Source organism: Arthrobacter sp. Z4-13 (assembly GCF_054792705.1).
This window is the reverse complement of record NZ_CP096459.1, coordinates 844654-860223: the sequence shown is the minus strand read 5'-3', so window position 1 is coordinate 860223 and position 15570 is coordinate 844654. Positions and strand designations below refer to the sequence as shown.

Genomic DNA, 15570 nt, shown 5'->3' with positions numbered 1-15570 from the left:
ACCCTAGCTGGCCGGACAGGGGGATGAACTCTACGGGACGAGCTTGACGTCCTCGCCCCGAAGGTTGGCACGGAAGCCGTCGCCCTGGACGGCGACGTCCTGAAGCACGAGACCCTCGGGCAGTCCCTTGATGTCGTGCTCGATGGTTACGAGCCCGCGCACGACGGCGGCAGTGGCGTCGGAGAGGAAGGCCGGCCCACCAAAGGCGATGGAGCGTGGCTCGACCAGGAGCCTGCCGCCCTCGACCATGACCGTGCCGGTGGCGATGACGCGTACTTCGCGCCCCAGGGCCTCGACGGTGCGAACCACGCTGGCCTGACCGCCGTCAGCAGCGCGAACTACTGTCCCGTTCCCGAGCTCGTCAGCGACAACCTCGAAGGGTACGGTCGCGTCCACTTTGAGCTCTGCAGCGATCAGACCGCCAGGCCCCGTGACTACATCCTGCCCGACGGCCCGAACGTCGCGGAGTGTCGAGCCCGCAGCCACCACTGTCCCGGCATCCAGCACGACGGCACCGAGCCACAGGTCATCCTCGCGCAGGCCGGCGGGAGGATCTGCGCCCGGCGTGCGCTCGGTGCCCGCTGTCGACGACGGCGCGGGCCCTGCTTCGCCCCCGCCAGCCGGATCGCTCACCACCCACCAAAAGATCGCAACGGCGGCCACCAAAATGAGGACCATTCCAACAGCACCGATTAGCCAGTCCTTCGCACGTGTCCACTTCACTAGGACAGTCTGAGGGCTCGCCGCCTGGCCGCGAAACCTGGCGTCACGAGTGGCGATGTCTTTCAGGCAACCATCAAAATCCCATGCGTTCTGATGGGCCGTACGTGGCCGGCTTGCCGTGACCGAACAAGACAAGCCGAGGCTGGAGGTCCGCAAGGCGGCGCCTGGATTCCCTGTTGCGCTCCGGCGACCAGGTGAGGATGCCGGGGGGCTTGGAAATTACCGCTCCTCTTCCCCGGCGGCAGCAGCCTTGATGGCGTCCTTCTCGGCGCGCAGGGCCTCAGCGTCGTGCTGTTCCTCGGCCTTTTCCTGGTGGATGACGGCTGCGAAGAGCTTCTCCATCTCCTTGGCCACGCCGGCAGCTGAAGCCGGGTTCTGGCCGGTCACCAGCCGGTCGTCAACTACGACCCTCTCCTCAAAGACATCAGAGGAGACGTGGGTGGCGCCCTGTTCCTCAAGCCGGTCTGCCAGGAAGAACGGGATGACCTTGTCTTTGCCTGCAGCGACCTCCTCGTCGTTGGTGAAGGCAGCCACCCTTCGGCCCTCGACGAGGCGAAGCCCGTTCTCCAGTTCCACGTTCAGCAGGCCGGCCGGTCCGTGGCAGACCGCGCCCACCACTCCGCCGTTGTTGTAGACACTGGCCACCAGATCCTGCAGACCTTCGCTGTCCGGAAAGTCCCACATGGTGCCGTGGCCGCCCACGAGGAAGACGCCGTCGTACTGGGCGGGATCAACGACGCCCACGCGGGCAGTGTTGTAGAGACCGGCGCGCGTGGTCTCATCTTCCGTGAAGGCGACCTGGATGGGATCTTTCGAGTCCACCTCGTCACGCGGGGGCTGGCCGCCCTGGATGGACGCAAAGTCGACGAAATGCCCGGAATCCTTGAACACCTTCCAGGGATGTGCAGCCTCGGCCACGTTGTAACCGGTCTTCTCCCCCGTATCGCCGATCTCGGAAACGCTGGTCAGTACCATGAGGATTTTCTTCATGAAGTGCTCCTATCGTCCACCTCCCACCCTACGCGCAGCCCATCCGGGCCCACCCCGTCCGGCCGCCGATCCGGAGCCGGGCGGGCCGGCCCGGCTCAGGTTCGCTGACCTGTCGCGACAGTGATTAGGGGTTGCCGGCCGGGCGAGGGGTTACGCAGCTGTTGGTATCGGCAGGGAATCAGTGGCGCTGCCCCATCCGGTCAGCAGGGACGGAGTCACAATCATGCTGCCGGTGCGGGCGTGCCGCAAAGTGTCCAGCATGGCTCCCAGGGCGCCGTCTTTCGGAAGGAATCCACAGACGCCCGCGCGTGCCGCCCCGCGGAGCGCTTCCTGTGAGGGGTTGCCTGTCAGCATGATGATCCGGGTTTCCGGTGCTTCCGCGAGGATGCGCTCTGCAGCTTCAAGTCCGCTGCCGTCAGGAAGGTACATGTCCATGATGACGACGTCGGGTTCGAGGTCCCGGAACATGCTCACGGCTGATGTCACGGACGCCGCCGCTCCTACACTTTGCAGGTCCGGCTCGCGGTCCAGGGCCCCGGCCAGCAGACTGGAGAAGGTGGTGTGGTCATCAACAATCAGGACCCGCAAACGTTCCGCCGTCTCCGTGGCCGCCGCCGCAAGGGGACGACTTTCCGGCGCCACGGGACGGCCGCGGAATTCCGCTGGCCCGGAAGTTGCCGCGGTGCTCCTCAAAAGCCTGGCTTGCGCCTCCCTCAGCACGGGCGACGGCGCACAGCCCAGTTCCTCATCCATAACCCTCCGGCAGCGTTCAAAAGCCCGCAACGCTTCCGTGTTCTCGCCATTCTGCTCCAGGCCAAGAATCAACGCGGTCCATGCACGTTCGTTGAGCGGATCCTCCTTTACTGCCGAGCCGCCCCAGGCAATGGCCTTGCCGACTTCCCCCGCGACGAGCGCGGTTTCTGCAGCCAAGACGCGGGCAAGGCCGACGCGCGTTGCGTGTGCGGCCCGCTCCTCCTCCGCCCAGGCAGGCAGCAGCTCCTCCCCGAGCAGCGGCTCGGAGGCCAGGTCGAGTGCTTCCGTCAGCAGTGCCAGCGCCTCGCGGGGCTCCGCCTGCCCGGCCATATTTGTTAGCGTCTCGAACCGGTCCAGGTCCAGTTCCACCAGTGACCGGTCGATGGCGTAGCCTCCGGTGACCGTCCGCAGGGGGCCTCGTCGGCCGGCACCGGGCTGCAGTTGACGCCGAAGGACACTGACATAGCTTTCAAGGGTAGGCAGTGCAACAGCCGGTTGCTTGCCAGGCCACAGCAGATCCATGAGCCGCCTCTTCGACACTGGCGAGCCAAAATTCATCAGCAGAATTTCGAGTACCTGGCGGGGCTTGGGCCCGCCCAGGTCATTTGCGCCCAGCTCGATGTCGCCGCGACGAACCGTCAACGGGCCGAAAACCGAGATTTGAAGCGCAGACGTCGTTGGCGACGCTTCGGGAACGAGGCCTGCGTGGCCAGTGTTGTTGGGCAGTTCCAAAGTAATCACGATGATTCCCCCATATAGACCGGTGATGCGTGGTTCCCATTGAAGTGGCGGGAAGAAACACAAACCACAGTGGTCAGTACTCGCTTCTTCAGTCACCCATTCCGTCGGGTACTTGTTTTGAGGCGCGTGTACGCAACAGTGGTTCACCGGAGACTCAGCAAGGAAACCTGCCCAGAGGCGGTTCGCGCTGGCGTGATCCTTGATCAGGATCCATGCCGGAGGTTGGGAAAATCTTAGGTACTGCCCCGAGGCTGTACCTGATCACCGGTCAGGTGCCGGAGACGGCCTCGTCGATCATCCGCTCGATTTCCGCCTCATCCGGACACGGCTGGATGTCGATAGGGCACTGCCGGTCCCCGGGAACCGCATCCATGCTTTCAGCAGTCGTGATGCACAGCCTGCAGGCGTTGTCCGACGCATGGAGCAATGACGGGTCTTCCGCGATGTAGCCGCAAAGGGCCCGCCGCCACTCCGAGTCCCGACAACAAACCAGGTGATCCAGTTCCCCTGGGTTTTCGCTCAGCTTTTGCTGAGCTTTCCACCCAGGGCCGCTACCCAATTCCATAGACCGGCTTCCTCAAATTGCCTTCGGTTCTACGCTGATGTCCCAGTCATCGCTCCCCGACGGCAAATATTCACTTATTGCTCGCCCCATTTGACAGCATCGGTAAACCGTATGTCCAGCACTGCACCTACAACAAACCTTTACATACATGCCTGTCGCTTGCCGGAACCAAGTGCAGTAGGTTGAGCGTAGGCCGTACGAATCGGGGGCTCCAGGCTGACTCAACCCGTCTATTGCCTGAGCGCACAGACCAGAGAAGCGAAGCCATGACATCTGCAACCATTCCCCGCTCCCGTCCAAAGCCCCGGTTCCGGTGGCTCGTGCCCGCCGCCCTGATCTTCCTCAGCTTGGTCCCGATCATCGCCGGGATTGTTCGCCTGACCGACCTGACGGGAGGCCAGGTAACCCCGGACAACGCCCGGTTCTTCGACTCGCCGGTCCCCGTGCTGATCCATATCCCAACGGTCACCGTGTATCTGGTGCTGGGCGCATTCCAGTTCGTTCCCTCGCTGCGCCTGGGCAAGCGCGGCAAGGCAAGCTGGCACAAAATTGCCGGCCGCATCATCGCCCCGGCCGGCCTGCTCGCCGCCCTGTCCGGTTTGTGGATGGCCGTTTTTTACGACCTCCCGCCCCTGGACGGGACGCTGCTGCTCATCCTTCGACTGGTGTTTGGGTCCGCGATGGTGGCGTTCATCATCCTGGGTTTCATCGCCGTGCGGCGCCGGAACTACGTCCGGCACAGTGAGTGGATGTCCCGGGCGTACGCCATCGGCATTGCCCAGGGAACCATTGTTGTGGTGACCATTCCCTGGATCGTCCTGGTGGGGCCGGTGGACGAGCTGACCCGGGCGCTCCTGATCGGGGCATCATGGGTTCTCAGCCTGGCGGTGGCCGAATACTTCATCCACCGCCGAGCGCAAGGAACCGCACGAAAGCCCCGCCCCGCTATCCAGCCCGCTTAGGCCTTCTCCTCCGCCGCTGAAGGCGGGAGCTGTTGTAGCAGGCTAGCCATGGTGCAGGGCATCAGTGCTCTTGGGGTTAGTGCTCCGTCTCTGCGTCAGCGCGCGCCAGGATGCCCCGAATCTCCGTCACCGGGTGGTCAGCCCACCCGGAAACGAGTAGGGCATGCAGGCTGCTCCGGGCCTAAACTCAACCATGGACACGATTCCAGCGGTGATCCTGATTCTCGGTGCCGCTTTCGCTTGGCTGGGCTTGACGGTAGTCGTACTTTCACGGTTGCGGCGCCGCAGGAACGGGTCGTCACTGGTGGCTTCGGCTGCCCCTCCCGTTGACCCCAGCAGCAACCATTCCCAAAAAAGACGGCACCATCGCAGAATCCATCACAACCACAACCACCACAGGCTGCGTGCCCCCGAAATCGATGTCGAAGCAGGGGTCCCCGCCGGTGGCGCCGGGAAACCAGGCGGAGAGGACGGGCCGAAAGGTGCATAGTTGGACGATGACAAGTCCTTACACCCGTGGCGACTCTTTCAGCAGCGGGGCGTCCCGGGAACATATCAAACGCGCGCTCGTGGACCACGGGGCGACGGACGTTCTTTTCAGCCAACGTGGGAACCGGAGCGCCATCGCCTTCAGGGGCGGCGGGAGGCAATTTCGCATCGTAGTTTCATTGCCACAATCTGATGGCACCTCAACAACCGCAGGGGACACAGTGGAGGGCCCTATCCGCGAAGCGAAGGCAAAAATCCTCGAACGCACCAACCGCAGGTTTTGGCACGCCCTGGCTCTGTCAATAGATGCAAAACTCGCGTCTGCGGCGGCAGGCATCGCCACCCTCGAATCGGAGTTCCTGGCCCATGTTGTTCTCCCGGGAAACCGCACTGTACTGGACGAACTCGAACCCGTCATCGACGCTGCCTACCGGTCCGGCCGGCAACCCTTATTCGGCGATTCTGCTCCACCTTTACCGACATTGCCGGCCACCATCTGACCGAAGACACACCGGCACCGGAACCGTCCGGAAGGGTTGTGGGCAAAACCTGCCCTAATGGATCACCGTGCCCTGAAACTTGTGCAGAGGCGCGATGATTGGCAGCTTTGGCTCGCCATGATTGCCACAGGGTTTAACACCCCGGCATGCGCCATTGAGCGTACACTCGAAGCATCTCGGGACGTCGTGACTGGACATCCGGTTCCCCGAATAATGAGTCCAACTTTCCTGCAGTCCCCAGGGCTGCTGTTCCCGTGGTCCGACGGTCCATCCTCAAGAACATTGGCAAAACGCCATGACCACCCTCCAAGACCTTCCAGTACACGCCGCTCGGCACTGATGCTCAACGGCGTCCTCGCATCCGTCAACCCTTCTCCCATCCAACCGGCCCCTGAATGACAGCCCTGAAAGGCACACCATGACCGACACGCGCATTCAAGACCAGTGGCACAGGCTTCCCGCCACAGTTACGCAGTGGTTGATTGATAACCCCGGCTGCGTGATCCTTCCGCGCACCTTGTCAGCAGAAATCAGTGCAGCCACAAACGAGCCCCTCAACGAGGACCCCCACGGCGAGACCACGCTCTGCCAACAGGACATAGATTTCATCCGGATGAAATCCCGCGCTGCCGAGACCGGGCAGTCGGACCCCGGCTACAAGTTTTTCGACTCCGTGCAACCGTAGGCGCTCGCGGCTCCGAACCTGTGGCCTCCTGTCCCTTGCAGTGCCAGTATGTGAGCATCAGGTTCCCAGGCGCCCTAAACCGGGGCAGCAAGGACGCGCGGCCATGACCTATGTGAACGATCTCGCCGATGCGGGACGGGACGACGTCAGCGTGGCCGGGGGCAAGGCCGTGGGACTGGGCGGCCTCATCCAGGCCGGACTGCCGGTCCCGCCGGGGTTTGTGCTCACCACCGCCGCGTATTCGCACTTCGTCACTGAAAACCACCTGGACGCGGCCATTCAGGAACTGGCATCGCTGCCACCGCAGGCGGTACCGCGGGACTATGCGGATGCCTCGGAGCGGATCACAGCCCTGTTCCGGAGCGGCACCATACCTGCCGGGATCGCAGCAGAACTTAGCGCATCCTACGGGCATCTCGGCGGGGACACGGCAGTGGCCGTGCGCTCCTCCGCCACTGCCGAGGACCTTGCCTCCGCCAGTTTCGCCGGGCAGCAGGACACCTACCTGAACGTCCGCGGCACGGACGCCCTGGCCAAAGCCGTGATCGATTGCTGGGCCTCCCTCTGGACGGCGCGCGCCATGGCCTACCGTGCCCGCGAAGGCGTGGGACCGGACGAGGTGCGCCTCGCCGTCGTCATCCAGCAGATGGTGGAGGCCGAGGCCGCCGGTGTCATGTTCACTGCCAACCCGGCCAATGGCCGGCGGGACCAGACGGTGGTCAGTGCCGCGTGGGGCCTGGGCGAGTCAGTGGTCAGCGGGACGGTCAGCACCGATGACGTGACCGTCGACGCCGGGACCGGCTCGGTGGTGTCGCGGCAGACAGCCGACAAGGAGGTCATGACTGTCTACGCGGAGAACGGCACCCGGGAGCAGCCGGTGGCGGCAGCCCGCCGTCGTGAGCCCGTGCTCGATGACCGGGCGGCGGCTGAGCTGGCCGGCTATGGACAGCGGATCGCAGATCACTTCGGCGCCCCGCAGGACATCGAGTGGGCACGGGCCGGTGGCCAGTTCTTTATCCTGCAATCCCGGCCCATCACGGCGCTCCCCGAACCGGCAGCGGACACCCCGGAGACCTGGCCCCTGCCGTATCCAAAGGGCCTCTACTTCCGGGCGAGCATCGTGGAACAACTGCCCGACCCGCTCACACCGCTGTTTGCTGACATGATCGACGGCTCGGTGGCGCGGTCGCTGCAGTCCCTGCTGGCCCAGGCCGTGGGCAGGAACGTCATCCGCGACGGCGACATCCGGCTGCCCACCGTCAACGGCTACGCCTATTACTACTACCGCAGCTCCGGAATGTGGCGGCTGATGGGCAAGTCACTGACGGCTGTAGGTGCATTGGCCCGCGGCAAGGCGCACATGGGCGTGTCGGGCTGGCGCGAATTCTCGCACCCCCGGTACGAACGGGTGATCAGGGACTGGTCCGCGAAGCCCGTCGGGGAGCTCTCCGGTGAGGAGCTGCTGGCGGGTGTTCAGGCGCTGCTGGACGCCGGCACCGTCTACTACACCGCCGTGCAGTCGATCATTCCGCTCGCCGCTACCAGCGAGCTCTCCTTTCGGGCGTTCTACGACAAGCTTGTCCGGCGCGACGGTGATCCCCCCGCCCAGACGTTCCTCCTCGGCTACGACAGCGAACCGATTCGGGCGGAGAAGTCACTGCATGACCTGGCCGGCTGGGCCCGCAGCGACCCCGGGCTCTCGGCGGCTTTGCTGGACCGGCCGACGGCGGTGCTCGCCGAGTGCCAGCGCACCGGTTCCCCGCCCGGAGCTGTGGACGACGTCCTCTGGCAGGAATGGTGTTTCGCCTTCCAGGAGCACCTGGGGCTGTTCGGCCACACGGTCTATAACCTGGACTTCGCCAGCCCAGTGCCGGCCGACGATCCGTCCGCACTGCTGAACACGGTGAAGTTCTACCTCCGGGGGCAGGGCACGGACCCGCATGAGCGGCAGCGCCTGTCGACGGAACGCCGTGAAAACCTGACCAGCCAGATGGCCGGCCGGCTCGGACCCCGCCGCCGGGCCGCATTCCTCCGGCTGCTCCGGTGGGCCCAGGACACGGCACCGATCCGCGAGGACGCACTGGCCGACGTCGGACTCGCCTGGCCGCTGCTGCGGCGGATGCTGCTCGAACTCGGGCAGCGGCTGGTGGAATCCAGCGTCATCGCTTCGGCGGACGATGTGTTCTGGCTGCGCCATCAGGAGCTGCGCAGCGCCGTCGAGTTCGGCCTCGCTGAACCGGGAGCGCGGGCGGGCGCCGCCATTACCGGAGCTGACCGGCCCGTCCGTGCCGCCGCCGTCGAGGAGCGCAGGATGCTGTGGCGGGGCCAGGCGAAGGCCGCCGCGCCGCAACTGCTCCCGGAGAACCGGTGGATGGAGAAGGCGTTCGGGTCGATGATGCCGGCAGGCTCACAGCACCAGCCCGGCGACATCATCAAAGGCGTTGGCGCCAGTGCGGGCCGGGTCAGCGCGCCCGCGCGCGTCCTCACCGGGCCGCAGGACTTCGGGCAGATGGTGCCCGGCGATGTCCTGGTGGCCCGCATCACCACTCCCGCCTGGACGTCGCTGTTCGCGATGGCCTCCGCCGTGGTGACCGACGTCGGCGGGCCGTTGAGCCACAGCTCCATCGTAGCCCGCGAGTACGGCATCCCGGCCGTCCTCGGCACCGGGGTGGCCACGCAGCGGCTTTCCACCGGCCAGCAGATCAGCGTGGATGGCGACGCGGGCACCGTCACCATCCAGCAGCCGGCCACGTAGCAGCGGTGTAGCTTCGTCCGACTACGTACGCCCCAGCCCTTTCGCATAGGCGGCCTGCCCCACGTGCTGGAGGCAGTCGGCAAGGGTGCTGACCAGCCGGACGCCGAGGGTTACGGGCGGGTCCCAGCGCCGGTCCACGATGCGGTCCAGGTCCTCGTCCCCCAGTCCCTCCAGGAAGCCAGCGGTCTTCCGGTGCACGGCGTCGTAGTACCCAAGCAGCAGTTCCGGCCCGGCCTGCACCGCGTCAACCTGTTCACTCGAGTGGCCGTAGCCGGTGTCCCGCTCCGGCAGCGGCAGACCAAAACGGCCCGCAAAACCCTGCGACGTCCACCCCTGCTCCAGTCCGGCCGCGGCGGCCACCTGTGCGTCCTCCACCCGGCCAAGGTGCCAGATCAGCCAGGCGATCGAGTTCCCGGTGCCACCCGGCCGCTGGGTGAGGGCATCGCCGTCGAGCCCTTCCAGCGTGTCCTCCACTGTCTCCCGGATCCGGCCGAATGCGTCCTGCAGCAACTCATTGGTTTTCATTCACGTCCCTTTCCTTTCCTCTTTACACAGGCACCCCTTCCGTCATCAAAACACGCTGATTCTGGAACCCCACCCTCCCTGTGATAATCCGGTAGGTATGTCTTCTTTATCCGAATCTTCCACCACGGCATCAGCCGCCGAAGAACGCAGCGCCCGCGTCGCCGTCACGCTCTTTCCCATACTTATCCTGGCCGGAGGAGCCGTAGCGCTTGCCGCTCCAACAGCCTTCACCGGGCTGGCCCCCTGGATCAACCCCCTCCTGGGAATCATCATGTTCGGCATGGGCCTGACACTCACGCCCCCTGACTTCGCCGTCATCGCCAAACGCCCTGTCCCGGTGGTCATCGGAGTGGTGGCGCAGTATGCCATCATGCCGTTCCTGGGCTGGCTGGTCGCCGCGGCGCTGGGACTGCCGCCTGCCCTGGCCGCGGGCGTCATCCTGGTGGGCTGCTGCCCTGGCGGAACGGCTTCCAACGTGGTGTCCTACCTGGCCAAAGGTGACGTCGCCCTGTCCGTCGCGATGACCACCGTGTCGACGCTGATCGCCCCGCTGCTGACCCCGGTGCTGGCATTGTGGCTGGCCGGCCAGTACATGCCGGTGGACGCCGGCTCGATGGCGTGGTCCATCGTCCAGATCGTGCTGTTCCCCGTGCTGCTGGGACTTGTTGTCCGGCTCTTCCTGCCGCGCCTCGTCAACCGGGCACTGCCTGCCCTTCCCTGGATTTCGGTACTCGCCATCACCGCCGTGGTGATTGCCGTGGTTGCCGGAAGCGCAAAGGCCATCTTCGCAGCCGGACTGCTGGTTCTCGCCGCCGTTATTCTGCACAACGGCCTGGGATATGCCCTCGGTTACGCTGCGGCCCGTGTGTTCCGGCTGCCGATTCCTTCCCGGCGTACCACCGCAATTGAGGTCGGCATGCAGAATTCCGGGCTGGCAGCAGGGCTGGCACGGCAGTACCTGACTCCCGAAGCGGCTCTGCCCGGCGCTATTTTCTCTGTCTGGCACAACGTTTCCGGCGCCCTTCTGGCCGCCTACTGGCGCCGCCGCAGCACTCCTGCTGCACCCGGGGGTCAGCCGGTTCCGTCAGCTGTAACAGAGTAAGCGCAGTTCAACTGAGGCAGCCGGAATCAAGGCGCACTCACAATTGGCGGTGGGACCTGGTTTTCGTTGACCGGTGACACGGTGACCGTTGTTTTCCGTTTGGCCAGGTTCTACCGTGAAGGAACGGCCAGCCGAAGCAGGTGCAGCCATGCGGACAATATCGTGGTCAGCGCGCTGCCTGCTGCTGTGCGTCCTGGTGGCAGCGGTCCTCGGCGGCGCCGCTCCCCCGGCAGCCTCGGCCGCCGCAACTGCCGCGGAACCCGCCGGTCCTGGGCAGACCTACGCGGCGGTGGACGCCTTCCTGCGGGAACAGCTCGAAACCCTCGGGATTCCGGGAGCCGCCGTCGCCGTCGTCCGTGACGGTGTTCAGGTGCACTCAGCCGCTTTCGGCCGCGCGGACTCCTCCGGGCGGCCGATGACCACCCGGACGCCGGTGCTGCTCGCCTCCACCAGCAAGTCCCTGACGGCCATCGCGGTGATGCAGCAGGTGGAGGCCGGGCGGCTGCGGCTGGATGAGCCGGTGCAGACCTACCTGCCTTGGTTCACCCTGGACGACGCCCGCTCGTCGGTGGTCACTGTCCGCCACCTGCTCCACCAGACCAGCGGCATGTCCTCCAGGGACACAGCCTTCGAAGCCTCCCTTGCACAGCACCCGGAAGCCCTCGAGGAAGCAATCCGCGGACTGGCGGGCTCTCCCCTTGCCGGTGAACCGGGCCGGGCTTTCCACTACGCCAGCGCCAACTACAACATCCTGGGCCTCCTGGTGCAGACCGTCGCCGGCCAGCCGTTCGGGGACTATCTGAAGCAACACGTGTTCGGGCCGCTGGATATGGTCCACAGCCATCCCACCCAGGCCGCGGCCCGGGAGGCCAGGGCGGCCGCCGGGTATTCCCGCTGGTTCAGCTCCTTCTGGCTTCGGACGGATGTCCCCGCGCCCGCCGCCGGGATGCCGTCCAGCACCCTGTACGCCTCGGCCGAGGACCTGGGCCACGTGCTGACGGCGCTGCTCGACGGCGGCAGGTACGGCGGCGCGCGGATCCTTCAGGCCCAGAGCGTGGCGGTGATGTTCGAACCCGGTACGTCCGTGGACGAAACCAAGGGTTACGGAATGGGCTGGTATACCCGGCCGCTCGTGGAGTCTGCTGATCCGTCAGAGCCGGCCCAGGAAGAGTTGCCGCTGCTGCTGGAGCACCAGGGCGAATGGGGCAACAGCCACACCTACCTGGCCATGGTTCCGGAGTCCGGCCTCGGCGTCGCCCTGGTCATCAACGGCAACGACACCGCTGCCCCGTCCCGGCTCAAGGCCATCGACACCAACATCCTGCGGATCCTCCACGGGCAGTCCCCGCTGCCCGCCGTCGTCCATGAGGACTGGCTGCAGCGCTACAGCTGGGCGGTCTCGGCGGCATTGCTGCTGGCCGAACTGCTGAGCCTGTGGCTGTCACTCTCGGTCCTGCTGCGGCGACGGTTCATGGCCGGCAAACGCTGGGCTCCGCTGGCCTGGGCCGCCGCCACCCTGGGGCTCGACGGATTCGCCCTCTGGCTGTGCCTTCTCTACGCCCCTGCCCGGTTCGACACCGACCTGCTGGTCATCATCCGCCAGTTTCCCGACGTCGGCGTCTCGCTGGTGCCGGTGCTCGCGCTGGCGGTCATCTGGTCCATCCCGCGGACGGTGTGGCTGCTCATCACGCGGCCAGCGCCGTAAGCATTCTCGAGCGCGTGCGCCGGCTACTCCCCCATTCCAGGATGCACCGGAACAAAATCGACCTTGTTGCCGGAGTTCGTGCGGCCCGCAGTGTTCCTGGAGAATCCCCGCGCGTCGAGGCCGTTCTTTGCGCGGAATTCAGCGAGCGCTGCATCGTACGCGTTGTTGAGGGTCTGGCCTGAGAACTCGCGGGTGCTGCCGTCGGTGAAGGTGATCCTGATGCGGACGCTGGCCGGGTAGTGCCGGTTCATCCGGATAAAGCCTTCTGCGTCCTGCTGGAGAGTAATCAAGGGAATCTGCTTTCGTTGTTTGGACCGGACTCCAGTCTGGCGCAGATCGCGCCTGGCAGGTACCAGCAGGGCCCCCTACGCCGCGCCGGATCTGCACCGAAGCCCTTAGTTCACCCGGTAAACTTGTTGGAGGAATTGTTCGGCCCAGTTGCGCCCGGTTCCACTCCCCTCCCCTCCCCCTTGAATGGAACCTCCTTAATGTCCTCCGCGATTCCCGCGCCGGCGCCCCAGCGTTTCCCGCTGGCCGCCATGATGGTCCTGGCCACCATCGCCTTCACCGCGATCACCACCGAACTGCTCCCCTCCGGACTGCTCCCCCAGATCAGCACCGGCCTCAATGTGTCCGAGCCGGTTGCCGGCTACCTCGCCGCCGCCTACGCCGCCGTCATCGTGGTCACCGTGGTGCCCGCCGCCCGGCTGCTCGCCAACATACCGAAGCGGCCTTTGCTGGTGGCGCTCGTCCTGACCTTCGCGCTCAGCAACGCCCTGGTGGGCATCGCCCCCGACTTCACCTTCGCCATGGTGGCGCGGCTGGTGGGCGGCCTGGCGCACGGCCTGCTCTGGACCACCATGGCCCCCTACGTCTCCCGCGTGGTTCCGGCGGACAAGGTGGGCAAGGCCCTGGCCATCGTCTTCAGCGGCAACAGCCTGGGCCTGGCCATCGGCGCCCCGGTGGGCACCGCCCTGGGCACGGTCCTCGGCTGGCGGGCGGCGTTCCTGGCCCTCGCCGGCTTCGGCGTACTCCTCGCCGTCCTCGGCTTCTTGCTGCTGCCGTCCGTCCGGCGCGGCGCCGGCGAGGTCCGCCCCTCCATGCGCGCGGCCATCGCGCAGCCCGGCGTGAAGCCCGTGGCCATCGCCTGGCCGCTGCTGGTCCTGGCCCACTTTGCGCTCTTCACCTACATCGCCCCGTACATCCGCGACGCCGGCCTGCCCGACTACGCCATCAGCCTCTCCCTCACCGTCCTCGGCGTCTCCGGCCTGCTGGGCATCTGGATCGCCGGGCTCACCGTGGATTCCCACCCGCGCCGTTCGCTTTTGATTACGACGGCGGCAATCGCCGTTTCGATGCTGGCGTTGCCTTTCGTGGGTGGCAGCCTTTTCCTCGCCCTGGCTTTGATGACAGTGTGGGGCGCCGGACTGGGCGCCATCGGTATCTACAACCAGTCGGCCATCCTCCGCGCCGGCCGCGAGAACAAGGACGCTGCGAATGGGCTTACTGTCCTGACCATCCAGCTGGGCATCACCATCGGCGCGCTCTACGGCTCCGCCGCCCTGGTGGTGGCAGGGCCTTTGTTGGTGCCGGCGGCTGCGGCACTCCCGGTCATCGCAGCGCTGGTCATCACCTACGCCGGAAAGACGGCGGCCTACCCGCCGGGCCCGCGCGAGTCCACGTGGAAGCGGCCCCGGCCCATCGAGGAGACGAAGGGGACGCGCTAGGGATCTGCCGACGTTCCTGAGCGCGGGAAAGGGTGTCAAGACTGGCGCGAAGCCCTCAAGGTGAACGCACAGACCACCCCCGTTCACCTCCCCTCCAACTCCGCGCACCAAACACGCAACCTGCCCTCCCTAGCGTTGACGGGTCACCGGCATCAGCCGGTCCCATCACCCCTGGAGGAACCACCCATGCGCCACGTCCTGACTGCTGCGGCAGCCGCCGCCCTGATCGCCGCCATGGCGAGCCCCGCCGTCGCCGCCCCGGAGAACGAAGCCGGCACGCCGTCGTCGAACGCTGCAGGAACGGCGCCAACGGCGACAACAAGCGCGATCAAGACCAACGAGCGCAACGGCTCCTTTGACCTGCAGAGCCACCGCGGCGGCCGCGGCGAATGGACCGAGGAATCCCTGGCCGCGTTCACGAACTCGCTGGCCTTGGGCGTGACCACCCTGGAGCTGGACACGCACCTGACCGAGGACGGGAAGGTGATCGTCTGGCACGACGACACCATCCAGGCCGCCAAATGCGCGGACACCGCAGCGGCCACCGCCGGCGACCCGGAATTTCCGTACGTGGGCGACCGCGTGGCCGACCTGTCCCTGGCCCAGATCAAGACGCTCAACTGCGGCTTCAAGCAGCTGGCCGGCTACCCGGAGCAGGACGTCATCGAGGGCAACCGGATCGCGGAGCTCCAGGACGTCTACCAGCTGGTCCGCGACGCCGGCGCCGCGAAGGTCCGCTTCAACGTGGAGACCAAGGTGGAGAGCAGCGAGATCGGCGGCGCCGGCATGGAGTCCCTCACCCGCGCAGTGGTGGCCGGGATCCAGGCGTCCGGCATGGCGGACCGGACCACCCTGCAGTCCTTCGACTGGTCATCGCTGAACCTCACCAAGGAGATCGCGCCGGAGCTGCCGCTGGTGGCGCTCTCCAGCGGCAACGCGTGGATGGGCGTGGGCCAGCCCGGCGCCAGCCGCAACCTGGGCGGCATCGACATCGACGACTACAACGGTTCCCTTCCCAAGGCCGCAGCTGCCCAGGGGTACGACGTCGTCTCCCCCACGTTCAGCTCCGTCACCCCGGAGATGATCGCCGAAGCCCACGAACTGGGCCTGCCCGTGATCCCGTGGACCGTGAACACCACCGCGGACATGGAGCGCCTAATGGACCTGGGCGTGGACGGCATCATCACCGACTACCCCACCCGCCTGCGCACCCTCATGCAGGAACGGGGCCTCAAGCTGCCCAAGGCGTATGAGGTGAAGGAGTAAGCCTGAACAGCCCTGAGTGCCAGCCTGGCGGCAGCTTATCGAAGCTGCCGCCAGGCTGGGCATCGCGGCTGTGAGTGTTGTG

General features: G+C 66.1%; 14 protein-coding genes. 8 read left to right on the top strand and 6 right to left on the bottom strand.

From position 1 onward, the window contains the following. Positions 1-30: 30 nt before the first annotated feature. The 4 genes from M1E07_RS05895 to M1E07_RS05880 all read right to left on the bottom strand — a co-directional run bounded on the left by M1E07_RS05895 (position 31) and on the right by M1E07_RS05880 (position 3772). Entirely contained in the window at positions 31-723 is a 693-nt protein-coding gene (locus tag M1E07_RS05895; protein ID WP_461189330.1) for an LmeA family phospholipid-binding protein, read from the bottom strand. Positions 724-942: 219 nt separating this feature from the next. Then, positions 943-1713 (bottom strand): type 1 glutamine amidotransferase domain-containing protein, encoded by a 771-nt coding sequence (locus M1E07_RS05890; RefSeq protein ID WP_461189329.1) that lies wholly within the window; start codon positions 1711-1713, stop codon positions 943-945. A 150-nt stretch (positions 1714-1863) separates the two neighbouring features. Beyond that, the gene (locus tag M1E07_RS05885) at positions 1864-3207 is read right to left on the bottom strand and encodes a response regulator (RefSeq protein WP_461189328.1); all 1344 of its coding nucleotides are present in this window, start codon (positions 3205-3207) and stop codon (positions 1864-1866) included. A 268-nt stretch (positions 3208-3475) separates the two neighbouring features. Continuing rightward, positions 3476-3772: a hypothetical protein gene (locus M1E07_RS05880; protein WP_461189327.1), complete on the bottom strand. Its 297-nt coding sequence runs from the start codon at positions 3770-3772 to the stop codon at positions 3476-3478. A 266-nt stretch (positions 3773-4038) separates the two neighbouring features. On the opposite strand from M1E07_RS05880, the gene M1E07_RS05875 reads away from it, so the two are divergent. The 4 genes from M1E07_RS05875 (at position 4039) to M1E07_RS05860 (ending at position 9163) form a co-directional block, all read left to right on the top strand. Further along, positions 4039-4734 (top strand): DUF2306 domain-containing protein, encoded by a 696-nt coding sequence (locus M1E07_RS05875; RefSeq protein ID WP_461189326.1) that lies wholly within the window; start codon positions 4039-4041, stop codon positions 4732-4734. A 710-nt stretch (positions 4735-5444) separates the two neighbouring features. Further along, the gene (locus M1E07_RS05870) at positions 5445-5723 is read left to right on the top strand and encodes a hypothetical protein (protein WP_461189325.1); all 279 of its coding nucleotides are present in this window, start codon (positions 5445-5447) and stop codon (positions 5721-5723) included. A gap of 418 nt (positions 5724-6141) precedes the next feature. Continuing rightward, positions 6142-6408, top strand: coding sequence for a hypothetical protein (locus M1E07_RS05865; RefSeq protein WP_461189324.1), 267 nt, complete (start codon positions 6142-6144; stop codon positions 6406-6408). 103 nt (positions 6409-6511) lie between these two features. Continuing rightward, entirely contained in the window at positions 6512-9163 is a 2652-nt protein-coding gene (locus M1E07_RS05860) for a PEP/pyruvate-binding domain-containing protein (protein WP_461189323.1), read from the top strand. A 21-nt stretch (positions 9164-9184) separates the two neighbouring features. Here M1E07_RS05860 and M1E07_RS05855 read toward each other — a convergent pair whose 3' ends face one another. Then, complete coding sequence (locus tag M1E07_RS05855; protein WP_461189322.1) at positions 9185-9688, bottom strand: mycothiol transferase; 504 nt, start codon at positions 9686-9688, stop codon at positions 9185-9187. A 97-nt stretch (positions 9689-9785) separates the two neighbouring features. On the opposite strand from M1E07_RS05855, the gene M1E07_RS05850 reads away from it, so the two are divergent. After that, positions 9786-10790, top strand: coding sequence for a bile acid:sodium symporter family protein (locus tag M1E07_RS05850; protein WP_461189321.1), 1005 nt, complete (start codon positions 9786-9788; stop codon positions 10788-10790). A 115-nt stretch (positions 10791-10905) separates the two neighbouring features. Further along, positions 10906-12495, top strand: coding sequence for a serine hydrolase domain-containing protein (locus M1E07_RS05845; protein ID WP_461189320.1), 1590 nt, complete (start codon positions 10906-10908; stop codon positions 12493-12495). Positions 12496-12518: 23 nt separating this feature from the next. Here M1E07_RS05845 and M1E07_RS05840 read toward each other — a convergent pair whose 3' ends face one another. Continuing rightward, entirely contained in the window at positions 12519-12785 is a 267-nt protein-coding gene (locus M1E07_RS05840; RefSeq protein ID WP_461189319.1) for a hypothetical protein, read from the bottom strand. Between the two features lie 198 nt (positions 12786-12983). Between M1E07_RS05840 and M1E07_RS05835 the strand changes: the two genes are divergently transcribed. Both M1E07_RS05835 and M1E07_RS05830 read left to right on the top strand, forming a co-directional pair. After that, positions 12984-14222: an MFS transporter gene (locus M1E07_RS05835; RefSeq protein WP_461189318.1), complete on the top strand. Its 1239-nt coding sequence runs from the start codon at positions 12984-12986 to the stop codon at positions 14220-14222. 186 nt (positions 14223-14408) lie between these two features. After that, entirely contained in the window at positions 14409-15488 is a 1080-nt protein-coding gene (locus M1E07_RS05830) for a glycerophosphodiester phosphodiesterase family protein (protein WP_461189317.1), read from the top strand. Positions 15489-15570: the final 82 nt, after the last annotated feature.